At 54.2% G+C, this 22474-nt stretch carries 25 protein-coding genes; 13 read left to right on the top strand and 12 right to left on the bottom strand.

All coding sequences use genetic code 11. The annotated features are described in order from the left end of the window. Positions 1–40: 40 nt before the first annotated feature. From pdxH to anmK, 3 genes are all read right to left on the bottom strand, one after another. Positions 41–700 (bottom strand): pyridoxamine 5'-phosphate oxidase, encoded by a 660-nt coding sequence (gene pdxH, locus C7387_RS05485; protein ID WP_087943273.1) that lies wholly within the window; start codon positions 698–700, stop codon positions 41–43. A gap of 60 nt (positions 701–760) precedes the next feature. Then, the gene (gene mliC / locus C7387_RS05480; RefSeq protein ID WP_038257324.1) at positions 761–1087 is read right to left on the bottom strand and encodes a C-type lysozyme inhibitor; all 327 of its coding nucleotides are present in this window, start codon (positions 1085–1087) and stop codon (positions 761–763) included. 91 nt (positions 1088–1178) lie between these two features. Beyond that, positions 1179–2303 (bottom strand): anhydro-N-acetylmuramic acid kinase, encoded by a 1125-nt coding sequence (gene anmK / locus C7387_RS05475; protein WP_038257321.1) that lies wholly within the window; start codon positions 2301–2303, stop codon positions 1179–1181. Positions 2304–2580: 277 nt separating this feature from the next. Here anmK and slyB point away from each other — a divergent pair, with 277 nt between their 5' ends. Next, positions 2581–3048 (top strand): outer membrane lipoprotein SlyB, encoded by a 468-nt coding sequence (gene slyB / locus C7387_RS05470; protein ID WP_006820108.1) that lies wholly within the window; start codon positions 2581–2583, stop codon positions 3046–3048. Between the two features lie 250 nt (positions 3049–3298). Continuing rightward, positions 3299–4663 carry a sensor domain-containing diguanylate cyclase gene (locus C7387_RS05465; RefSeq protein WP_120816247.1) on the top strand — a complete coding sequence of 455 codons (1365 nt, stop codon included), beginning with the start codon at positions 3299–3301 and terminating at the stop codon, positions 4661–4663. Positions 4664–4713: 50 nt separating this feature from the next. Here the strand turns inward: C7387_RS05465 and slyA are convergent, their stop codons facing one another. Further along, a complete protein-coding gene (gene slyA / locus C7387_RS05460) occupies positions 4714–5154 on the bottom strand; it encodes a transcriptional regulator SlyA (protein WP_006820110.1) in 441 nt (146 codons plus the stop codon). A 196-nt stretch (positions 5155–5350) separates the two neighbouring features. On the opposite strand from slyA, the gene C7387_RS05455 reads away from it, so the two are divergent. From C7387_RS05455 to C7387_RS05445, 3 genes are read left to right on the top strand one after another with little or no spacing between them, the layout of a single operon-like run. Then, positions 5351–5587 carry a DUF1656 domain-containing protein gene (locus C7387_RS05455; RefSeq protein ID WP_038257315.1) on the top strand — a complete coding sequence of 79 codons (237 nt, stop codon included), beginning with the start codon at positions 5351–5353 and terminating at the stop codon, positions 5585–5587. A gap of 10 nt (positions 5588–5597) precedes the next feature. After that, complete coding sequence (locus C7387_RS05450; RefSeq protein WP_006820112.1) at positions 5598–6452, top strand: efflux RND transporter periplasmic adaptor subunit; 855 nt, start codon at positions 5598–5600, stop codon at positions 6450–6452. Then, the gene (locus C7387_RS05445) at positions 6452–8467 is read left to right on the top strand and encodes an FUSC family protein (RefSeq protein ID WP_120816246.1); all 2016 of its coding nucleotides are present in this window, start codon (positions 6452–6454) and stop codon (positions 8465–8467) included. The genes C7387_RS05450 and C7387_RS05445 overlap by 1 nt, the downstream gene beginning before the upstream one ends. A gap of 21 nt (positions 8468–8488) precedes the next feature. On the opposite strand, the gene C7387_RS05440 is transcribed toward C7387_RS05445, so the two are convergent. Next, positions 8489–9385: an aldo/keto reductase gene (locus C7387_RS05440; RefSeq protein WP_120816245.1), complete on the bottom strand. Its 897-nt coding sequence runs from the start codon at positions 9383–9385 to the stop codon at positions 8489–8491. 191 nt (positions 9386–9576) lie between these two features. Between C7387_RS05440 and C7387_RS05435 the strand changes: the two genes are divergently transcribed. Further along, the gene (locus C7387_RS05435; protein WP_166791139.1) at positions 9577–11013 is read left to right on the top strand and encodes a glycosyltransferase family 39 protein; all 1437 of its coding nucleotides are present in this window, start codon (positions 9577–9579) and stop codon (positions 11011–11013) included. Between the two features lie 15 nt (positions 11014–11028). On the opposite strand, the gene C7387_RS05430 is transcribed toward C7387_RS05435, so the two are convergent. Then, a complete protein-coding gene (locus C7387_RS05430; protein ID WP_006820116.1) occupies positions 11029–11268 on the bottom strand; it encodes a DUF1289 domain-containing protein in 240 nt (79 codons plus the stop codon). 136 nt (positions 11269–11404) lie between these two features. On the opposite strand from C7387_RS05430, the gene C7387_RS05425 reads away from it, so the two are divergent. The 4 genes from C7387_RS05425 to rnt all read left to right on the top strand — a co-directional run bounded on the left by C7387_RS05425 (position 11405) and on the right by rnt (position 14398). Further along, on the top strand, positions 11405–12004 hold the full coding sequence (locus C7387_RS05425; protein WP_040903586.1) for a TetR/AcrR family transcriptional regulator: 600 nt from the start codon (positions 11405–11407) through the stop codon (positions 12002–12004). A 55-nt stretch (positions 12005–12059) separates the two neighbouring features. Continuing rightward, the gene (nemA, locus tag C7387_RS05420; RefSeq protein ID WP_120816244.1) at positions 12060–13157 is read left to right on the top strand and encodes an alkene reductase; all 1098 of its coding nucleotides are present in this window, start codon (positions 12060–12062) and stop codon (positions 13155–13157) included. Positions 13158–13232: 75 nt separating this feature from the next. After that, complete coding sequence (gene gloA / locus C7387_RS05415; RefSeq protein ID WP_006820119.1) at positions 13233–13640, top strand: lactoylglutathione lyase; 408 nt, start codon at positions 13233–13235, stop codon at positions 13638–13640. A 107-nt stretch (positions 13641–13747) separates the two neighbouring features. Beyond that, positions 13748–14398: a ribonuclease T gene (gene rnt, locus C7387_RS05410; protein ID WP_006820120.1), complete on the top strand. Its 651-nt coding sequence runs from the start codon at positions 13748–13750 to the stop codon at positions 14396–14398. A gap of 78 nt (positions 14399–14476) precedes the next feature. Here the strand turns inward: rnt and grxD are convergent, their stop codons facing one another. Further along, the gene (gene grxD, locus C7387_RS05405) at positions 14477–14824 is read right to left on the bottom strand and encodes a monothiol glutaredoxin 4 (RefSeq protein WP_006820121.1); all 348 of its coding nucleotides are present in this window, start codon (positions 14822–14824) and stop codon (positions 14477–14479) included. Between the two features lie 342 nt (positions 14825–15166). Here grxD and C7387_RS05400 point away from each other — a divergent pair, with 342 nt between their 5' ends. Next, the gene (locus C7387_RS05400) at positions 15167–15985 is read left to right on the top strand and encodes a C40 family peptidase (protein ID WP_120816243.1); all 819 of its coding nucleotides are present in this window, start codon (positions 15167–15169) and stop codon (positions 15983–15985) included. Positions 15986–16048: 63 nt separating this feature from the next. Here C7387_RS05400 and acuI read toward each other — a convergent pair whose 3' ends face one another. Together acuI and acuR are read right to left on the bottom strand one after the other, a co-directional pair. After that, the gene (gene acuI / locus C7387_RS05395; protein WP_120816242.1) at positions 16049–17035 is read right to left on the bottom strand and encodes an acrylyl-CoA reductase (NADPH); all 987 of its coding nucleotides are present in this window, start codon (positions 17033–17035) and stop codon (positions 16049–16051) included. A gap of 130 nt (positions 17036–17165) precedes the next feature. Continuing rightward, on the bottom strand, positions 17166–17834 hold the full coding sequence (acuR, locus tag C7387_RS05390; RefSeq protein WP_120816241.1) for an acrylate utilization transcriptional regulator AcuR: 669 nt from the start codon (positions 17832–17834) through the stop codon (positions 17166–17168). Between the two features lie 241 nt (positions 17835–18075). Here acuR and sodB point away from each other — a divergent pair, with 241 nt between their 5' ends. Then, positions 18076–18657: a superoxide dismutase [Fe] gene (gene sodB / locus C7387_RS05385; RefSeq protein ID WP_006820126.1), complete on the top strand. Its 582-nt coding sequence runs from the start codon at positions 18076–18078 to the stop codon at positions 18655–18657. Between the two features lie 39 nt (positions 18658–18696). On the opposite strand, the gene C7387_RS05380 is transcribed toward sodB, so the two are convergent. Together C7387_RS05380 and cydH are read right to left on the bottom strand one after the other, a co-directional pair. Then, positions 18697–19863, bottom strand: a complete 1167-nt coding sequence (locus C7387_RS05380) for an MFS transporter (RefSeq protein ID WP_120816240.1) — start codon at positions 19861–19863, stop codon at positions 18697–18699. Positions 19864–20030: 167 nt separating this feature from the next. Continuing rightward, on the bottom strand, positions 20031–20120 hold the full coding sequence (cydH, locus tag C7387_RS05375; RefSeq protein ID WP_112471396.1) for a cytochrome bd-I oxidase subunit CydH: 90 nt from the start codon (positions 20118–20120) through the stop codon (positions 20031–20033). A 297-nt stretch (positions 20121–20417) separates the two neighbouring features. Here cydH and purR point away from each other — a divergent pair, with 297 nt between their 5' ends. Next, positions 20418–21443, top strand: a complete 1026-nt coding sequence (purR, locus tag C7387_RS05370; RefSeq protein ID WP_006820129.1) for an HTH-type transcriptional repressor PurR — start codon at positions 20418–20420, stop codon at positions 21441–21443. Here the strand turns inward: purR and punR are convergent, their stop codons facing one another. Further along, entirely contained in the window at positions 21444–22373 is a 930-nt protein-coding gene (gene punR / locus C7387_RS05365) for a DNA-binding transcriptional activator PunR (RefSeq protein ID WP_006820130.1), read from the bottom strand. Positions 22374–22474 lie beyond the last annotated feature (101 nt).

Below are 22474 nucleotides of genomic sequence, written 5' to 3'. Positions count from 1 at the left end.
CCCGCCTTGCGCCAGCGCTTAAAACAACATTTTGTGGGGATTACGGTGCCAGGCGGTCAATTTTCCACGAACCGTTATCACGCTGGTATAAAAAACGATCATGCAGGCGATGTTCACCGCCCTGCCAGAATTCCATTTGCTCGATATTGACGCGGAAACCGCCCCAGAAACTCGGCAGCGGTACTTCACCCTGCTGGAATTTTTGCTTGAGTTCGAGGAATTTGCTTTCGAGGATCCCGCGCGCGGAAATGCGGCTGGACTGTTTTGACACCCATGCGCCAATCTGGCTGTCGCGCGGGCGGCTATGGAAGTATTTCACAACTTCGAGGGTGGAAAGCTTCTCAGCTTTACCCGTCACCATCACCTGACGCTCGAGCATATGCCACGGGAACAGCAGGCTGATGCGCGGGTTCTGCTCAAGCTGATGGGCTTTACGGCTGCCAAGGTTGGTGTAAAACACCAGGCCTTTCTCGTCGTAGTGCTTGAGCAAGACAATACGCTGGTACGGTTGGCCGTTTTCGTCGACGGTCGCGACCACCATGGCGGTCGGGTCAGCCAGCTTTGCATCGCAGGCCTGGCGTAACCAGCGTTCGAAAAGATCTAGCGGTTGTTCAGGAAGGTCGCGGCGGCGGAGACCGCCACGGATGTATTCACGGCGCGATTGCGCGATTTGTTCTTGTAAATCATCGTTATCAGACATGGCGTAAGCTTTTTTTATTGTCATCGGGTGGCGTTATTGTGCGCCGCCCGACCAAAAATCTCAACGCTTCGGATTCTGTAACTGACAGTTATTCAGGACAATACTGTCGCGTTTGTAAACGGTGGCGCTATCACCCTTCGACCAGAAGACGTATACCCCGTCCGTATAACGCGCTCCGGAAGCGGACAGACCCTGCCTCAGATGCTGCAGTTGGTTGTCATAGATAAAGCTGACTTCCTGGCGCTGATTGTTCAGCTGCACGGTCAACGGTTTCTCATCACACTGATATTCCAGCTTGTCGGTCTGCATACGTTCGACAAACTGGTTGTAGTAGCTACAGCCGGCGAGCATGAAAGGGATTACGGCAATCAGTAGTTTCTTTTTCATAGTCGTTCCTGGTGACTTTCCGGGCCAGAAGGGCAATCCGCCCTTCCGTAATGATCCTATTCTAGCGACAGATAATTCGCCCGGATTTCAGTTAACTCTGATTCTGCAGTGGATTGGCGGGAAAAATGGCGCCCAGCACCGACGCTTCGCTGGCGCCGGTTACCGACGTCAGATTACCAGGCAGACCATTGATGGTTCGCCAGGCAAGCCAGGCAAATGCCAGCCCTTCCATGTCGTCGCCGCTGATCCCGGCTTCATCGGTGGTTGTCACCTCGGTGCCGGGCAACAGCGCAGAGAGACGCGACATCAGGAGCGGATTGCGACTACCGCCGCCGCAGACCAGCAGACGTTCACAGCCACCGCTCAGCAACACTTGTTCACTAATCGTGACGGCGGTAAGCTCCGTCAGCGTTGCCTGCACATCCTGCGCCTGCAGATTCGGGTGGCGGGCGAGCTGCCTTTCGAGCCACGACAGATTGAAGTACTCCCGGCCGGTGCTCTTCGGCGCCGGCAGCGCAAACCACGGGTCGCTCAGCATATCCTGCAGCAGCGACAGGTTCACTTTGCCACTATTCGCCCATTCCGCGTCTTTATCATAAGGCAGACCACGGCGACGCCAGATCCAGGCATCCATCAGCATGTTGCCCGGCCCGGTGTCGTAGCCACGAACCGGCAGGCCTGGCACCAGCAGCGAGAGATTGGCAATACCGCCAATGTTCAGCACCATTCGCCGTTCGGCGGGATGCGATAGTAAAGCATCGTGAAACGCAGGCACCAGCGGTGCGCCCTGGCCCCCCAGAGCCATATCGCGACGGCGGAAATCGCCGACCACGCTAACACCGGTCCGCGCCACAATCTGGTTGTTGTCACCAATCTGCATGGTATGCGGTGCCGCTCCCGTCGGTTCGTGCCACACCGTCTGTCCGTGGCAGCCGATGGCGACAATGTCTTCCGCCAGCAGGCGTTCCTGATTCATCAGCGCCAGTACCGCATCGGCAAACAGGCGACCTAGCTGGGTGTCGAGCCTTCCCAGTTGGGAAAGTGTGAGTTGCTGCCCCTGGCAGATAGCCAGAATTCCCTCTTTCAGCGGAGCGGGAATGGGATACGACAGGCTTGCCAACTGCGCGACGCGATGTTCATCAATCGCGGCCAACACGACATCAACACCATCAAGGCTGGTTCCTGACATAACACCAATAAAGCGACCCGATTTCATATGTTTTCCTGAGGTTAGGCATTCCGGACCCCACACTCCACCATAAAGCTCGCGCCAATTCTATGAGGTACTAATAAATTTTAACAATAGACCACAAAAGTTGACAGCTCCGGCCACGCTCCGACTTTGACAATGGTTTAACATCGGTTAAACCTTTTCTGAATATAATTTTCGCCTTATCGATGCAGAACAAATGACCTGCGTAAGGTAAATGCCATATAATTGCATCATGACGGATGCTCAGGTGAGCGTTTCATGGTGAACAGGAGAGTCGTAAATGATGTTACGTGTATTGGCCGTTTCTATGATCGGTTTATCGCTGGCGGGATGTGTCAGCAGCAGTGGCCTGTCCGGGGACGTATATAACGCATCCGAAGCAAAACAGGTTCAGAACGTGGCCTACGGGACAATCGTGAATACCCGTCCGGTACAAATCCAGGGCGGCGACGATTCTAACGTGATCGGTGCTATCGGCGGTGCGGTTTTAGGTGGCTTCCTCGGTAATACCGTAGGCGGCGGCACCGGTCGTTCTCTCGCTACCGCAGCAGGTGCTGTAGCAGGCGGCGTAGCCGGTCAGGGCGTACAGAGCGCGATGAACAAAACCCAGGGTGTTGAGCTGGAAATCCGCAAAGACGACGGCAACACCATTATGGTTGTGCAGAAACAGGGCGATACTCGCTTCTCTAAAGGCCAGCGTGTAGCAATTGCCAGCAACGGCCAGCAGGTTACCGTTTCCCCGCGTTAATCTTCTTATCGCGTAACGCGCTCTGCGTTACGCGATATATTTTTACCCTTCCCTGACAAAAACTGACTTTTGGTAACCTTTCTTCTCATCTAATTAACGCATAATTACCTCGCAAATATAAACCGCCACAGTTGTTTGTTCAGGCGCAATATTTGACACATTTTTCTGAATTACACTCAGTAATATTACGTTTAACAACCGCAACTTTTGGGCTCTCTTTTTGTAGCCTACTGATATTGAGACGTAGATTATGCTTGCAAAATCACCACGCGTTACGCGCAACCTTTTCATATTCTTTGTAATTTGTGCGTTTGCCATTTCTTTAATTTATTACACGTCGCACATATTGTTTAAAGCAATGCCCGGCACTGGTCCTGTCGCATTCCCGGTGATGACCATTTTTTTATTTGTTTTTCATATGATGATCGCAGCCTTCATGATAATGAAGTATATCTGCGAAAAGCGACGTCTGTACCTGATGCCCATTGCGTGCGCCTTTGCCGGTTCTGCCCTGCTACTGGCAGGAACCCTGAGCACTTACCCCGAGTGGTATATGTGCACTTCAGGGCGACTCGTCAATTATAACAATGCCATCATCTACTACTTCTTCCGCAACATCATGATGGCGGCGCTTTTTACTACTGCTGCCGTATTATACTATTATCGTAAGAGTACGATGCACGTAAGAAAAATACATGCATCCATATTAATTTCCATTGGTGCATTCACGGCATCAATGATTATTCTGGCGTGGCTTTACGCCAGCGGCCACGAGTTATTCCACCTCAGCTTTATTGATAATCTGACGCTGACCTTTACGCCTTTATGGCGATATATCATTGGTTGGGCGCTGGTCTCACTATGGTTCCTGACGCTCTACGTTTTATTACGTATTACTCGGCTTAAGAATATATTTTGGTTCAGCGGCGGTTTCTTTTGCGCCTGCTATATTGTGACATTGATTATTCTACTCACTGCCGATCACAGCGCAGGTTACTCCTGGTATCAGGCCCGTTTCTTTGAAACCCTTTGTACCCTGTTCCTGTTCTTCGTGCTGCTGTGCGATGTGTTCCACCTCTATCGCACTTCTCACGATAAGTATCTGGATTCCTATCAGAACTCGATTCGTGACTCACTGACGCGCCTGTATAACCGCAGCTTCTTCTACGACACGCTGACCAGCCAGCTGCGCGCCACGACCCCCGCCACCCCGATATCCGTTATAGTCAGCGACCTCGATCGTTTCAAACGCATCAACGACCAGTACGGGCATTTACAGGGTGATAAGGTGATTCAGTACGTCGCACGTGTCCTGCAGAACGCTGCTCGTGTGGAAGACGTCGCTGCCAGAATTGGCGGAGAAGAGTTTGCTTTGCTATTGATGAACGTCTCTTCTGAAGAGGCACAGCGCATTGCCGAACGCATTCGCGTCACTATCGAAAAGCAGGATGCCCAGAGCAGTAACGACCACCTGCCGGAGCCGGTGACCATCAGTATGGGGGTCTTTACGACCACCAGCAGCGCTCTTAGCGCCGAAGAGTGTGTTCAGCGAGCCGATCAGGCCATGTACCGGGCAAAAGAGACCGGGCGTAACCGTGTCGTCGTCTGGGGATAAAAAAAAGCCCTGCGTTTGCAGGGCCCTTCTTTGTTCGGCGCCGACAACGATTAATCGCGGGACTGAAGCTCATTGATGTTTTGTTCAAGACGCGAAACAAGATCCAGCAAAATGTTAAGCTCTTCTGCCGAGATCCCGGCCAGGATCTCGCCGCGCGTTTTACGAATGACGGTCTCCATCTCTTCAATCAGCGGCTCAGCCTTTTCGGTGAGTTTGATACGCTTGGCGCGTCGGTCACTCGCACATGTCTGGCGAGAAATGAGTCCCTTCTCCTCCAGTTGATCAAGTGTACGAACCAGTGACGGTTGCTCAATGCCGATCGCTTTGGCCAGTTGAATCTGCGACTGCTCAGGGGGAAGTTGATGAATGTTATGCAACGTTACCCAGTGCGTCTGCGTCAATTCCAGAGGTTTCAGGCGATGGTCAATCAAAGCGCGCCAGATCCGCACCAACCGAGCCAGATCAGAACCTAATGGCGATTCCAATTTCATCTCCTTATAATTAGCTTGCTAAGTTATTATGCTGATTTTAGAATAGTGTGCAGTATTTAACATATCAACACAATTGTATTGCCAAAAACTCGCAAATCGAGGCAATGATTTACACTACTAGTAACGATAAGACCGTTTCGCCGATGTGGATCTCACATTTTGCGTATTACTCCTCCCATGCAAAGGAAACTTGCTCGTGAAGTCGATTCTGAACGCCTCTGGTTTACCCCTTCAGGATCTGGTGGTAGGCGCGTCCATCTACTTTCCCCCCATTTTTAAAGCGGTTCTGCTCGGATTTCTTATCTGGCTGGTAGCGCATCGTCAGCTACGTGACTGGATGTACGCCGGTGAAATCTGGCATCCCATGCTGATGGATCTCTCCCTGTTTGCGCTTTCCGTTTGTCTGGCGCTGGTTTTAATCGTCTCCTGGTGATACTAACTTAATGAAAAGAATAAAATACTTCTCAACGCTTTTGGTTGCAGCCGTCGCTATCATCGCTATCTGGCTGGTCTGGAACTACTACATGCAATCCCCCTGGACGCGCGACGGGAAAGTCCGCGCCGAGCAGGTCAGCATCACGCCACAGGTATCCGGAAGCATTCAGGAACTCAACGTTGAAGACAACCAGTTAGTAAAAGCCGGTACCGTACTGTTCCGAATTGACGATACTCCCTACAAAATTGCCGTGCTGAACGCCGAAGCAGGCCTTGCGAAAGCGCAATCTGAGCAGCTGAAAGCCAGCCGTGAAGCCAGCCGACGTCATAATCTGCCGCAAAACTTTATTTCGGAAGAGGATCGCGATAGCGCCAATATGGCCGAGAAGGCGGCCAAAGCCGTCGTCAGTGCTGCGCAGGCAACCCTTGAGCACGCGCGCTGGCAGCTCAGTCAAACGGTGGTAAAGGCGCCGGTTGACGGTTGGGTGACAAATTTATCAACCCGTGTTGGCAACTATGCCAGCGAAGGGAAAGCGGTGTTTGCCCTTGTCGACAGCCACTCTTTCTACGTGGTTGGTTACTTTGAAGAGACCAAATTGCGCCATATCCGCTCAGGTGACCGTGCGGATATCATTCTGTACAGCTCCGGAAAAACGTTACAGGGTCACGTATCCAGTATCGGTAGAGCCATTTACGATCAGAGCGTCGATAGCAATAAAGACCTGGTGGCGGACATTAAACCCAACGTCCCCTGGGTGCGGCTGGCGCAGCGGGTTCCGGTACGCATTGAATTCGATACGCTTCCACAGGACATCACGCTGGTCTCCGGTACCACCTGTACCGTATCGATTGGCAAGCCCTGATGAATCTTCCCGCATTCAGCTGGCAATCCTTACCGTGGATAAAGGCGACCCGGGGACAGTGGCGCTATGCCTTACGCAACGGCATCGCCATGTGCCTGGCGTTGAGCATTGCCTACTGGCTTAATCTCGACGAGCCGTACTGGGCGATGACGTCGGCGGCAGTCGTGAGCTTCCCTACGGTCGGCGGAGTTATCAGTAAAAGTTTAGGCCGCATCGCCGGCAGCCTGCTGGGTGCCTGTATTGCGTTGATTATTGCGGGTCACGCGCTGACCGACCCGTGGTTATTTTTGGTTTACATGTCTGCCTGGCTCGCCTTTTGTACCTGGGCCTGCGCCATGTTCACCAATAACGCGGCCTACGCTTTCCAGCTGGCAGGCTACACCTGCGCCATGATCGCTTTCCCGATGGTCAACGTCGTTGACCCTGCCGTACTCTGGGATCTCGCCCAGTCACGGGTGTGTGAAGTCATTGTCGGTATTCTCTGCGGTGGGACGATGATGATGATCCTGCCGAGCACTTCCGATGGCACCGCTCTTCTCACCGCGCTCAAGAATATGCACGCGCGGCTGCTGGAACACAGCAGCCTCCTCTGGCAACCAAACACGACCGACGCCATTCGCACCGCGCACGAGAACGTTATCGGCCAGATCCTGACCATGAATCTGCTACGCATCCAGGCATTCTGGAGCCACTACCGTTTTCGTCGGCAAAACAGCCTGCTGAACTATTTACTGCATCAGCAGCTGCGATTGACAAGCGTAATCTCCAGCCTGCGACGGATGATAGTGAACTGGCCGAATCCCCCCCAAAACCTGCGAACGGTCATTGACAGCCTCGTCCTTGAACTGGCCAGACCGGGAGCCGATATTTATACCGTTGCGAAAATCATCGCCCCCCTTGCTCCCACTGACGCCGCCGATTATCACCACCAGGCGTTCTGGAACCGGCTGCGCTATTTTTGTCGGGTTTACCTGCGCTCCAGCTACTGGCTTCAGCGTCTTGAAAATGCGACTGCAGTGACGGAGTTTTCGGTACCCGGCGCTCCGGCACTGGCTCGTCATACCGATCACGCAGAGGCGCTGTGGAACGGGATCCGCACCTTCGTCGCCCTGTTCTTCATTGGTTCCCTGAGCATCAACACGCAATGGGGATCCGGCCCGGCAGCCCTAACGCTGGCCTCTATCGCCTGCGTGCTCTATTCCATTGCCCCTTCACCGTTCAATTCTCTGAGCTTATTGATGCGAACACTGTTGTTGCTGTCGCTGTTCAGCTTCGTGGTGAAGTTCGGCCTGATGGTACAGATAACCGAGCTGTGGGAGTTCCTGTTATTTTTATTCCCGCTGCTCACCACTATGCAGCTCTTTAAGCAGCAAATGCCGAAGTTTGCCGGGCTGTGGGGGCAACTTATCGTGTTTATGGGATCGTTTGTTTCGGTGACGAACCCACCAGATTACAACTTCGACGGTTTTCTCAACGACAATCTGGCGAAGATCCTCGGTGTGGGCGCGGCATGGCTGGCGTTTGCGGTACTTCGTCCCGGCTCTGACGCACGTAAGAGCCGTCGGCACATTCGCGCGTTACGGCGTCACTTTATTGACCAGTTAAGTCGTAAACCGGCTTATTCTGAGCATGAATTTGAGTCGCTGGTCTACCACCACATCAGTCAGTTGAGTAACAGCCAGGATGCGCTGGCCCGCCGCTGGTTACTGCGTTGGGGCGTGGTGCTGCTGAACTGCTCGCACGTTGTCTGGCAACTGCGCAGTTGGGAAAGCCGATCCGACCCGCTCTCGCAGGTGCGTGATATGTGTATTTCACTATTGCGTGATGTCATGAGCGAGCGCGGGGTACGTCAGCGGCCGTTAGCGGCGTCGTTGCAGGAACTTCAGCGGATTTGCGATGCTCTCGCCCGGCACCATCAACCTGCCGCTCGCGAACTGGGCACGCTTATCTGGCGCCTGTACTGCTCGCTCTCGCAGCTGGAGCAGGCTCCAGCGGAAGGCAGCATTTCGGGGTGACGAACGCCACCCCGGCAGGTTTTACGGTACGTCATACCCCAGCGCCGCTTTACGAATGCGGAACCACTGCTGGCGAGACATCTTCAACGCTGCGGCCGCTACGGCAGAACGGACGCGTTCAATTTTGCCTGAGCCGATGATCGGCAGCGGCTGCGACGGCAGACGCATCACCCACGCATAAACTACCTGCTCAATGCTGGCAGCGTTCAGCTCCTGCGCAATAATGGCAAGCTCATCGCGAAGTGGCTGGAACTCAGCATCTTCAAACAACCGTCCACCGCCGAGGCACGACCATGCCATCGGGCGAATACGCAACTGCTGGAGCTGATCCAGCGTGCCATCCAGCAGCAGCGGTTGATGCACCGGGGAGATCTCCAGCTGGTTCGTGGCAAGCGTAAACGGCAGGCGCGACTGCAGCAGAGTGAACTGCGCAGGGGTGAAGTTAGACACGCCGAAATGGCGCACTTTCCCGGCCTGATGCAGCGCCAGAAACGCTTCCGCCACTTCATCCGCATCCATTAACGGATCGGGACGGTGAATAAGCAGCAGATCCAGCGCATCGATAGCGAGGTTTTTCAGCGACTGTTCGGCGCTGTTGATGATGTGGTGTTTATCCGTTATGTAGTGACCAATGGCGTTTTCTGCCTTCGCGGTCGTGGCAATGCCACATTTACTGACCACTTCCATACGCGAACGAAGATGCGGAGCCAGCTTCATCGCTTCACCAAATGCGGCTTCGCACTGGTATCCACCGTAGATGTCTGCGTGATCGACGGTTGTCACGCCTAAATCCAGATGTTCTTCAATAAAGCTGACCAACTGACACGGGGACATATTCCAGTCCATCAGACGCCAGTACCCCATCACGAAACGCGAAAATTCAGGGCCTTGCGGCGCCAGTGTAATACGCTGAACCATAGCAACATCCTCAAAAAAGACCTGTTTCGAGTATACACATGATTCGGCGCGAAACGCATGTCCTTGTGCTCTCTGTTCCTACCGCCCCTGTCAGGTAAAAACCTGTTATTCAAGTTCTGTTTGCCCGCAATTTAACTATAGATGCCCAGGATAAGGAGTTTCTCTGAGGATAAATTCAATAAGGAAGGTCGATGAGTCGAGTCGTTTTAATGGTTTGGGTGGGTGTTTATGCTCTGTTGTGGAGTCTGGCAACGATATTTCTTGACCCTACCGTTCCCTACGATGCCGTTGAAGCACTAAACTGGGCACAAAACGCAGAGTGGGGTTCGCCAAAGAATCCCTGGCTGGTGGGTATGGTATGGCGCCCGGCGCTGTGGTTTTCGGGTATCTCATTCAGCGCTTACTGGTACATCACCCATTTTGTGGCTATTGCCGTTGGCATGGTGGGGTGCTGGTCGCTCGCCAAATGCCTGAGCGGCAGCGAACGTCTGGCCTGGATTGCCCTGCTTACCCTCAATCTTTCAGGGATCATTAACTTCGACATCATTAGTTATAACGATAACTATCTGCTGGTTATGCTGTGGCCGTGGATGCTGTTGTTCTTTTACCATGCGATCACCCGTCACCCCGGCTGGTGGCTGGCATTCGCGATAACAGCAGGGCTGGCCTCGATGGCGAAGTACTCAACGCTGGCATTTGTCGGCGCAGCCTTCATCGCGACCATTGTGGTGCCAAAAATTCGGGACTGTTATCGTCAACCGCTGTTCTATCTGGCACTCATTGCGGGTCTTGCCATTATTGCACCAAACCTGGCATGGCTATGGGAGCACAACTTTGTGGCCTTCCATTGGGTGGATTCGCAGATCAAACGTCAGTTTAATCCGGCGTTGTTCATAAAACTGCTGAGCATCTACTACCCGCTGCTGTTCTTATGGTGGATCCTGCGTCGCAGCCACATTCAGCTCCGTTGGCCTGTCGATACCAATAAACGCGTTCTGCTGCTGGTCAGCGTAATGCCGCTGGCCCCCATTTGCCTGTGGTTCCTGTTTCATCACGGCGGGCGATTGACGGAATGGTTACAGCCGTTTTTCATCCTGGCCCCGGCGCTGCTTGTCGGATGCGTCGTCACCCCTAACCCGCAGCCGGCCAGGGGGGCCAGTATTGCTCTTATCGGTACCGCGGTACTGGTGTTGCTGGGGTACAGCGCGGTCATGGCCGCTAACGTGGGCAATGCCGGACAAAAAATGAGTGGAATTATCCCCTTCAGCCAGAGGGTTGACCAGTTATGGCACCAACGCTACGGCACACCGCTGCGCCTGGTCGGTGGGGAGCACCTGGCCGACTGGCTTCTCTTTTACGCGCCGTCAGGACCTAAAACCATTACCCCCTGGAGCAACAGCACAGAACCTAATATCTACAACGCGGAGATCCGGTATGCAGAGATTGCGCGTTCTGGCGCATTGCTGATTGGTCATTCAGATAAAAACTGTACAGATGCCTCGTTTAGCAAGGCGCTGACGCAGTGGCCGCAGATAAAGCTGGATGCCATTAGCCAGATAACCTTTCACCAGGATAAGCGGCATGAAGGCTATCCGCTGTGTATTGGGTTCGTAAAACCGGGCGCGTAAAGCCCGCGATCAACATTAAAACAGGGAGGGTTGTTCCGGATCTTCTGCCGCAGCGGGTTTGTTGGCGCGCAATTTACGCAGCAACCGTTGACGGCACAGGCGGATCACCTCCTGTTTTTGCCCGTCAGACATCGCCTGCCATTGAAAGCGTTCTTCGCGGCTACGCATACAACCTCGACAATAGCCGCGCTCGTCGGACTGGCAAATTCCCCGACATGGGCTCGGTACCGGAAAAAATTCCAGTTGTTCAGCCATGCCCTGTCTCCCGTTAAAAGATTGTTATACCATTGAAGACGTTTCACTCGCCTTGCGCAACCCTTAATCGATACAGCTTCGACGGACGCACAATTTTTCTTGCATTAGACCAATCGGTCTACTACATTATTTCCCCATGAGCAGACCTGTTGATTGTGATACCCGAGAACATATCCTTGCCACCGGCGAGCGTCTTTGCATGCTCAAGGGTTTTACCGGCATGGGTCTGAGTGAACTACTGAAGACGGCGGAAGTGCCGAAAGGCTCGTTCTATCACTACTTCCGCTCAAAAGAGACTTTTGGCGTAGCGATGCTTGAGCGTCACTATGCGGATTACCATCTGCGGCTGAAGAACCATTTCGCCTCAGGTGAAGGAAACTACCGTGACCGCCTGCTGGCCTACTACCAGCAAACGCTGAACCAGTTCTGCCAGCAAGGGATCATCAGCGGTTGCCTGACGGTAAAACTCTCTGCTGAAGTCTGCGATCTCTCAGAGATGATGCGCAGCGAGATGAACAAAGGCGCGAACCAAATTATCGTCCTGCTCGCCGAGGCGCTGGAAAACGGCCAACGCGAAGGTAGCCTCACCTTTCAGGGTGACGCGCTAACGCAGTCACAGGTGCTCTACTCCCTGTGGCTGGGTGCCAATCTGCAGGCCAAGATGTCACGCAGCGCCACGCCGCTCGAAAGCGCGCTGGCCCATGCAAAAACTATGATTGCGGCGCCTTCGGTGTAAACCAGGCGTTTTTATTTAGCGAATTACTAGACGACCGGTCTACTCAGGAGTCATCATGTCCCAGAAGAATGTGTTTTCCCCGCTTACCGTCGGCGCCATCAACGTGCCGAATCGCGTCTTCATGGCGCCGCTGACCCGTCTGCGCAGCATTGAGCCCGGCGATATCCCGACCCCATTGATGGCCGAGTATTACCGCCAGCGCGCCAGCTCCGGCTTGATTATCTCTGAAGCCACCCAGGTTTCCGCGCAGGCAAAAGGCTATGCCGGTGCACCAGGGCTGCACAGCCCGGAGCAGGTTGCCGCGTGGAAAAAAATCACCGCAGGTGTACATGCTGAAAATGGCCATATCGCCGTCCAGCTGTGGCACACCGGCCGTATCTCTCACCATAGCATTCAGCCACATGGTGAAGCGCCGGTCGCGCCTTCTGCGATCATTGCCGGTACCCGCACTTCGCTGCGTGATGAAAACGGCCACGCTATTCGCGTCGACACCTCAATGCCGCGAGCGCTGGAAACCGCTGAGATCCCGGGAATTGTGAATGACTTCCGTCATGCTATCGCCAACGCCCGCGAAGCCGGTTTCGATCTGGTTGAGCTGCACTCCGCTCACGGCTATCTGCTGCACCAGTTCCTGTCACCGGAATCTAATCAGCGTACCGATCAGTACGGCGGCAGCGTGGAAAATCGTGCTCGCCTGGTGCTGGAAGTGGTAGATGCCGGTATTAAAGAATGGGGTGCCGATCGCATTGGTATCCGCGTTTCCCCGATTGGCAGCTTCCAGAACGTGGGTAACGGCCCGGATGAAGAAGCCGACGCGTTGTATCTCATCGAACAGCTGGGCAAACGCGGTATCGCCTACCTGCATATGTCCGAACCGGACTGGGCTGGCGGCAAGCCGTACGACGAATCGTTCCGCCGTAAAGTTCGCGAGCGTTTCCACGGCCCTATTATCGGTGCCGGGGCGTATACACTGGAAAAAGCCAACGATCTGATTGCGAAAGGCCTGATTGATGCCGTCGCTTTTGGCCGTGACTGGATTGCAAACCCGGATCTGGTAGCTCGCCTGCAGCACAAAACGGAACTGAACCCGCAGCGCCCGGAAAGCTTCTACGGTGGTGGCGCTGAAGGCTATACCGATTACCCAACGCTTTAATCCCCGCATTGATAGCGGCGGGCATCCGCCGCTATACTCACAGACTCTCTACTCGCGACTTTTTAAGGGAAAAATATGCGCTTACTTCACACCATGCTGCGCGTTGGCGATCTGCAACGTTCCATTGAGTTCTATACCAACGTACTGGGCATGAAACTGCTGCGCACCAGCGAAAACCCGGAGTATAAATACTCTCTCGCTTTCGTCGGCTACGGCGCGGAAAGTGACGAAGCGGTCATTGAACTGACCTGGAACTGGGGTGTAGACAGCTACGAGCTCGGCACCGCCTACGGTCATATCGCGCTGAGCGTCGAGAATGCCGCTGAAGCCTGCGACCGTATCCGTAAAAACGGCGGCAACGTCACCCGTGAAGCGGGCCCGGTGAAAGGCGGTACGACCGTCATCGCGTTTGTCGAAGATCCGGATGGCTACAAGATTGAACTGATCGAAGAGAAAGATGCCGGAAAAGGTCTCGGCCACTAATCTCTTCCTGCGGGTGCTTCGGCACCCGTTCTTTTTCCCCGCCGCCTACCCAGCCTGGGCAAAATTTGCCATAATGCGCGCTTCGTTATTTAGTACAAGAGATTCTGATGTCCGACAATGCTCAACTGAATGGTCTGTGCGACCGTTTCCGCGGATTTTATCCGGTAGTCATTGATGTCGAAACGGCCGGGTTTAATGCAGCAACCGATGCGTTACTCGAAGTTGCCGCCGTCACGCTAAAAATGGATGAGCAAGGTTGGCTGATGCCGGACACCACACTGCATTTCCACGTTACCCCATTTGAAGGCGCCAATCTGCAGCCTGAAGCGCTGGCTTTCAACGGCATTAATCCTGACGATCCGGAGCGTGGTGCGGTCAGCGAATACGATGCCCTGCACGCCATCTTTAAAGCCGTGCGTAAAGGCATCAAAGACAGCAACTGCAACCGGGCGATTATGGTTGCGCACAATGCCACCTTCGATCATAGCTTTATGATGGCCGCGGCTGAACGCGCGTCACTCAAGCGTAACCCGTTCCATCCGTTTGTAACCTTCGACACCGCAGCTCTGAGCGGACTGGCGCTTGGGCAAACCGTATTGTCAAAAGCCTGTGCCGCAGCGGGTATGGAGTTTGACAGCAGCAAAGCCCACTCAGCGCTGTACGACACCGAACAGACCGCCATTCTGTTTTGCGAAATCGTCAACCGCTGGAAACGTATGGGCGGCTGGCCGCTACCTGTCGCTGAGACGCAGGAATAAAAAAAGCGACCGTAAGGTCGCTTTTTTACAGGTTTCTGTAGCCGGATAAGCGTAGTGCCTCCGGCATGACAGAACACATTATTCGCTTTTCGGCTCTTCTTCTTTGTACTTCGCCGCAGTCTCTTTGATAAGCTGCTGAAGTTCGCCACGCTGGTACATTTCAATCAGAATGTCGCAACCGCCAACCAGTTCACCGTCAACCCACAGCTGCGGGAAGGTCGGCCAGTTTGCGTATTTCGGCAGCTCGGCACGGATGTCCGGGTTCTGCAGAATGTCGACATAAGCAAAACGCTCGCCACAGGCAGACAGTGCCTGAACCGCCTGAGCGGAGAAGCCACAGCTTGGCAGCTTCGGAGAGCCTTTCATGTACAGCAGAATCGGGTTTTCGGCGATTTGACGCTGGATTTTTTCGATAGTTGTGGTCATTGTCTTGCTTCCTATAACTTCTCTTACGGCAGTAGTCTGACATTGTAGCGTCTATGACCGCTGTCCGAAAATAACATTTTGTTCACGCCTCATTATTTTATCTTCTGCGTTCAGAAGTTGCCTTAAAAATATCTCTTTATCGGCAGCACGGATGAAAATCTGAGCGTTTTATTTCTGTATGTTGCTCGACTGCTGCATTTTTTTGCACTTGCTTACGAAACGGGATATCAGATGCAAAAAGGCTATTAACATTTCGTGTTCTTATGCATTAGAATCGATGCGTTTTGAAAAATCATACGCAGGCATGATGGCAGGCCTGCCTTAATCACAGGGGATTGCTCAGTGGCGCGGATAAATAAAACCTCGATCACGCTCTGTGCTTTACTTTTTACATCGATATCGTTTACGCCTTTGTCGCATGCTTCCCAGCAGGCGCGGTCGTCTTCAGCCCAAAAAGCGCACCCGGTTAAAAGCAGCGAACGTAAGAAAAAAACCAGCCAGAAAACCAAAACCACTGCTAAAACAACCAGCAAAACCAGCACTAAAACCAGCGCTAAAAAGAAAACCACCGCCTCCAGCAAAGCGTCATCCTCGACTCACAAAACCGCTTCCAGTACGCATAAGGGCAGCAAGCAACAAACCGCTGCCGCCAAAGTGACGCAAAAATGCACCGTCACCAAAGGCCACAAGAAGAAATGCGTTAAGGTCGTTGACGATAAGCCGCTGAAAGTGGCCGATGTGCACAAAGCAAAAGTGCAGAAAGCGCAGAAAACCGCAATGAACAAATTAATGAACCAGATTGGTAAACCGTACCGTTGGGGTGGCACCTCACCGCGAACCGGTTTTGATTGCAGCGGTCTGGTTTATTACGCCTATAAAGATCTGGTGAATATTCGTATTCCACGTACGGCTAATGAAATGTACCACTTGCGCGACGCGCGCCCGGTGAACCGCAGTGAACTGGAAAGCGGCGATCTGGTGTTCTTCCGCACCCGCGGTCGTGGTACTGCCGATCACGTTGGCGTGTATGTTGGTAATGGGAAATTCATCCAGTCTCCGCGTACCGGTCGCGATATTCAGGTGACCTCGCTGAGCGAAGACTACTGGACCCGTCACTACGTTGGCGCTCGTCGCGTAATGACACCAAAAACCATTCGCTGATCCCTGCCCTGTTCAAACGACAGAAGCCCGCATAATGCGGGCTTCTTCTTTTATTCATCAGTTCTATTTATTGCAGTCAATCACCACACGACCATGAACCTGGCCTGCCAGCAGCGCTTCGGCGGTGGCAATGGCAGTGCTTAGCGGTTTCACAACGCTGATACCCGCTAAGTCATCGGCGGTCAGGTACCGGCACACGTCGCGCCAGGTCTCTTCGCGGACCGCCTGGCTTACCATCACGCTATCCACGCCCCGCAGCGTCACTCCACGCAGGATGAAAGGGGCAACGTTTGCCGGGAAATCCATTCCCTGTGCCATGCCGCAGGCAGCCACGACGCCGTTGTATTTTGTTCCGGCACAGGCGTTGAACAGGGTGTGGCTACCCACGGTATCCACCGCCGCGGCCCAGCGCTCTTTCTGCAACGGCTTACCTGGAGCCCCCAGCTCATCGCGATGGATTATCTCCTTCACGCCCCATTTAGCCAGCAGCTGTGCGGTTTTCTCCGGACGCCCGGAGCTTGCGATAACGTCATAACCCAGTTTGCGCAAAATGATGGCCGCACAGCTACCCACCCCACCGCTGGCACCGGTCACCAGCACCGGGCCCATCTGCGGCGTTATCCCCTGTTTCAACAAGGCATTCACACACAGCATGGCGGTAAAACCAGCGGTGCCGATAGCCATCACCGTCTGTGGGCTAGCGCCTTCCGGCAATCGGGTCAGCCATTCGCTCTTCACTCTGGCTTTTTGCGCCAGACCGCCCCAGTGGCGCTCGCCCACGCCCCATCCCGTGAGCAAAACCTTATCCCCCACGCGATAAGCATCGTCTGAACTCTCGGTGACCGTTCCGGCAAAATCGATGCCCGGCACCATTGGAAACTGGCGCACAATCGGGCCGCGTCCGGTGATGGCTAACGCGTCCTTATAATTGATGGAGGAATAATCGATAGCGACAGTGACGTGACCTTCCGGCAGGTCACTTTGCGCAACGGAAGTATATTGCGCGTCATAACCCGCGTCGGACTTATTGATGAGAATGGCGTTAAACATGCTGATTCCTTAATAGACCAGTTGGCTACAATAATATGCGCGATGAGATGCAGGCGTCGTTTATCAGACAATAATAGACCGATCGTCTAATTAATTCTATTGCTTTTGCTGCGGCACAGGCCTGGAGGCGCTAGTTACTGACGGAAAGCCCGGCGATAAAGCCCTGCAGAAAGAGATCCAGCGGGCGGCGGGTTTGTTCTAAACGGGCACGGAGCACTGCCCCTTCCCAGCCGGTCCAGAAGAACGAAGCCTGAATGTTGATATCAACATGGTGCGCTATCTGCCCTGCTGCCACGGCGTCACGCAGGCATACCGCAAGCGACGCTTCCCATTGATCAAAGACCTGCATTAATTTCTGGCGAAACGCTGGCGGAAGTGTTGCCACCTCATGCGCCAGATTGCCCACTGCACAACCGCGATTGAACTGATACTTCGCCATTCCTGAGGCTGCCGCATCCACAAAGGCTGCGATCCTGTCGAGCGGTAAACGGGTTTCGTCACCCAGGGTACGCTGAAGGAGTCGCGCGAAAAAACTGTCGTACTGTTCAAGCACCGCCATCCCGAAGGCTTCTTTACTCTCAAAATAGTAATAGAAAGAGCCTTTCGGGACGCCGGCACGTTTGAGGATGTAATCAAGGCTGCTGGCGCTGAACGGTGACTCGGTCAGCACTTCCACTCCGGTGCAGATGATAGTGCGCTTCACATCAAGCTGTACGGAGACCGCTTTCGGTGGGCGTCCGCGTTTCCTGCGAGGCGTCGCGCTGTCCGTTGGGCTATTCGCAGAGAGTTCAGAGGACATGCAACCTCACAAAATCAGAATAAAAAGACTGGCTTAACAGTATAAGCGCGCAAGTGCCACGGGAACCATAAAAATCCCCTCTCAGCGCCAGTCTGACACGCTTTGCCGGTATGAGCCTCGCCACACAACCCGGCCAGATGTAAGGTTAAGTTCCTCTTTTGTCTCGCCTTTCAATTTGCTACCCTACCCATACTCGATACGTGGTTATTGAGTGTTCATACAATAATAAAGGAGAGTAGCAATGTCGTTCGAATTACCTGCATTACCGTATGCAAAAGACGCCCTGGCGCCGCACATTTCCGCAGAAACGCTGGAATATCACTACGGCAAGCATCACCAGACCTACGTCACCAACCTGAATAACCTGGTAAAAGGCACCGCGTTTGAAGGCAAATCACTGGAAGAAGTTGTTCGTACTTCTGAAGGCGGCATGTTCAACAACGCAGCACAAGTGTGGAACCACACCTTCTACTGGAACTGCCTGGCACCGCAGGCCGGCGGCGAGCCAACCGGCGAAGTAGCTGCAGCCATCACTAAAGCGTTCGGCAGCTTTGCAGATTTCAAAGCACAGTTCACCGACGCGGCTATCAAGAACTTCGGTTCTGGCTGGACCTGGCTTGTGAAGAAAGCAGACGGCAGCCTCGCTATCGTCTCGACTTCTAACGCGGGTACCCCGCTGACCACTGACGCGAAGCCGCTGCTGACCGTCGATGTGTGGGAACATGCGTATTACATTGACTACCGTAACGCCCGCCCGAACTACCTCGAGCATTTCTGGGCGCTGGTAAACTGGAATTTTGTTGCGAAGAACCTGGCAGCATAAACCAGAACGCAGAAGGGTCACCCCTTCTGCGTATTTTTATCACTGACTGACCATCGCCTCTTCAGGCTGAGAACGCCCACCGAACAGCACCACAACCAGCGCCAGCCCGGCAATAATCGCCCCCATCACCGGTACAAAACTGTAGCCGAGGCCACCGGAGATCACCGCGCCACCGGCGGCGGCACCCAGTGCGTTACCGAGATTGAACGCCCCAATATTCACTGAAGAAGAAAGCCCTGGAGCTTCGTGAGCCACACGCATCACACGCATCTGCAGCGGCGGTACGACGGCGAAGGTTGCGGCGCCCCACACCACCATGCTGATAGCGGCGCCAATTTCACTGCGCGCCAGCAGCGGAATTGCCAGCATAATGACCATCAGCAGCAGCAGGAATACCTTCAGCGTCCGGCTGACCGAACGGTCGGCAAACTTACCACCAAGGTAGTTACCGATAGAGAAGCCCACGCCGATCAGCACCAGCATCGCGGTGATAAACAGCGGAGAGGCGTCGGTGATGGTGTGCAGGACTGGTGAAATATACGTATAAAGCGTAAACATCGCCCCGGCACCCAGCACGGTGGTCAGCAGCGCTGACAATACCTGCGGACGCATCAGTACAGAAAGCTCGCGTTTAACGTCAGGGCGCTCACCGGCACTCCCTTTTGGCAGAGAGAACCACAGGCTCAGCATCGCCACAACGCCCAGGCCGGCGGTAGCAAGGAAAGACATACGCCAGCCGATGGTTTCACCAAGCCAGGTCGCCGCCGGCACACCGCCGATATTGGCGATAGTCAGGCCCATAAACATGGTCGCCACCGCGCTTGCCTGTTTATGCTTCGGTACGACGCTTGCGGCCACCACTGACCCCAGGCCGAAGAACGCGCCGTGGTTAAGGCTGGTGATGATGCGTGATAGCATCAACGTGGTGTAATCCGGCGCAATCGCCGACAGCACGTTGCCGAGGGTAAAAATAGCCATCAGGAACACCAGCGCGTTACGGCGCGCCCGGTGAGACAGCAGCAGCGTCATCAGTGGTGCACCCACCATCACGCCAACGGCGTAGGCGCTGATTAACATCCCGGCAACCGGAATAGAAACATCAACCCCTTTCGCAATGACGGGCAGCAGGCCCATGGGTGAAAACTCGGTCGTACCGATGCCAAACGCGCCTATCGCGAGGGCTACTAATGGAAAATTGATTTTCATCTAACAACTCCGGTCAGCCGCGGCGAAGGCGCGGTACCCTATTAAGAAGTTGAAAGTATGACAGCAATCACAAAAAACAGAAGTGAAGGAATTGGCAAAAGATTATTGCGCAATTGATAACAATGGCGGGGGAAGGGATTGAGGGAGATGGCTCTCCCTCATGAAAATCAGTGCAGAACGGCCGTCAGCCCGGCCGCAACGATCAGGGCCAGGGTAATGATCGTGGTAGTCAGAGAGAGCTTCAGTTCGGTACTCATCAATTTTTCTCCTTTTTATCCCCACATGAAAAGTGAGCTTGCTCATTTTTACATAGTTAAGCACAAAAATCTGCACGCTTTTCGTCGCGATGATCATTATTTCTCTTTCCCTTTGCGCCAGGATGAGCCAAAATCCCACGCTAAATTAAAAGCGTACCGGCCATTGACCCCCTCCTGTCGTCCTGTGTCGTTTTCCCGGCGTAATGCAATCTGAAATGATTGCGTCAGGGTGTGTAGAGGCAAACGTTTACGTAGCAAGTTATACAGGAGTTCAGGATATGGTCTGGAGTGAGAGCCATGGCAACGATTAAAGATGTAGCGAAGCGCGCAAACGTTTCCACTACAACCGTATCACACGTAATTAACAAAACCCGCTTTGTGGCGGAAGAGACGCGCAACGCGGTGTGGGCAGCGATCAAAGAGCTGCACTACTCCCCGAGCGCCGTCGCCCGTAGCCTGAAGGTTAATCACACGAAATCGATTGGCCTGCTGGCGACCAGCAGCGAAGCGGCCTACTTCGCTGAAATCATTGAAGCGGTTGAGAAAAATTGCTTCCAGAAAGGCTATACCCTGATTCTGGGTAACGCCTGGAACAACCTTGAAAAGCAGCGTGCTTATCTGTCGATGATGGCGCAAAAGCGCGTCGATGGCCTGCTGGTCATGTGTTCTGAGTACCCGGAATCGGTTATCTCAATGCTGGAAGAGTACCGTCATATCCCGATGGTGGTGATGGACTGGGGCGAAGCTCATGCCGACTTCACCGACTCCGTTATCGATAACGCCTTCGAAGGCGGTTATATGGCGGGCCGCTACCTGATTGAGCGTGGCCACCGTGAAATCGGCGTGATCCCGGGACCGCTTGAGCGCAACACCGGCGCGGGCCGTCTTGCCGGCTTTATGAAAGCCATGGAAGAAGCGCTGATTAAAGTGCCGGAGCACTGGATTGTACAGGGCGACTTTGAGCCAGAATCCGGCTATCGCGCCATGCAGCAGATCCTCGGCCAGCAGCACCGCCCCACCGCCGTATTCTGCGGTGGCGATATCATGGCGATGGGTGCCATTTGCGCCGCCGACGAGATGGGATTGCGCGTGCCGACGGATATTTCGGTGATCGGTTATGATAACGTGCGCAACGCCCGCTATTTCTCCCCGGCGCTGACCACCATTCACCAGCCGAAAGATTCTCTGGGTGAAACGGCGTTCAATATGCTGCTCGACCGTATCGTCAACAAACGCGAAACCTCGCAGTCCATCGAGGTGCATCCGCGTCTGGTGGAACGTCGCTCCGTTGCCGACGGCCCGTTCCGCGATTATCGTCGTTAATCACTTCTGCGGGTCCGGAGCCTCCGGTACCCGCAGCCACTCCCGGTTCAGCGTTTCACTATCCCCAAGATAATCCAGCAACCAGGCCAGCGCCGGAGACATATCCTGCTGCTGCCACGTCAGGCAACAGGCAGAATCCTGGTACGGGTTTTCGAGACACAGTTCCACCCACTCCCCGCTTTCGATCCACGGACGAGCAAAATGCTCTGGCACCATGCCAACACACAACCCCGCCGACAGACAGGTGGCCGACGATGTCCAGTCCGGCACCACGACGCGTTTCTGGTTATCCAGAAGCCAGGTGGTCCGCTTTGGCAGCGATCGCGAGGTATCTTCGGTGACCAACGAAGGCCAGTTGCGCAACGCCTCATCGCTGAGCACGCCTTCCATGCTCGCCAGCGGATGATGATGCGCAACCACGCACACCCAGTGCAGTGTGCCCATATCGCGAAACGCGTAGCGTCCCCCGACCGGGATCGCCTGCGTCGCGCCGATCGCCATCTCTACCCGACCATCAGCCAGTGCATCCCAGACGCCGTTGAACACTTCCTGGTAGACAATCAGCTCGACGTCCTGAAAATGGCGATAGAAATCAACGATCATCTGCCGGGTACGTTCCGGCCTGACGATATTATCGACGGCAATGGGCAACTGGCCGCGCCAGCCGTTGGCAATCTGCTGACACTGCTGGCGGGTGATCTGCATTTTTTTGATAACAGAACGCCCTTCTTTTAAAAACCAGACACCGGCAGGCGTCAGTTCAACATCGCGATGGCGCCGTTCAAAGAGCGGTACGGCGAGCCACTCCTCCAGCTGACGTACCGTATAACTGACCGCGGAGGGCACGCGATGCAGCTCCTGGGCCGCTGCGCTGAAGCTGCCATTACGGGCGACAGCATCGACCACTTCAAGAGAATATTCAGACCACATTTTCTGCCTACAAAAATTTTGAATTCACTAAACAAATATTAGCGTTTCACAAGCCGCTTTGCACTCCCTACACTCAGCGCCTGAGTCGTACACCTGCATCT

Source organism: Yokenella regensburgei, from assembly GCF_003634235.1.
GTDB classification, from domain to species: Bacteria; Pseudomonadota; Gammaproteobacteria; order Enterobacterales; family Enterobacteriaceae; genus Yokenella; species Yokenella regensburgei.
The sequence above is the reverse complement of the archived record's forward strand: the minus strand, read 5'-3'. Positions and strand labels throughout refer to the sequence as shown.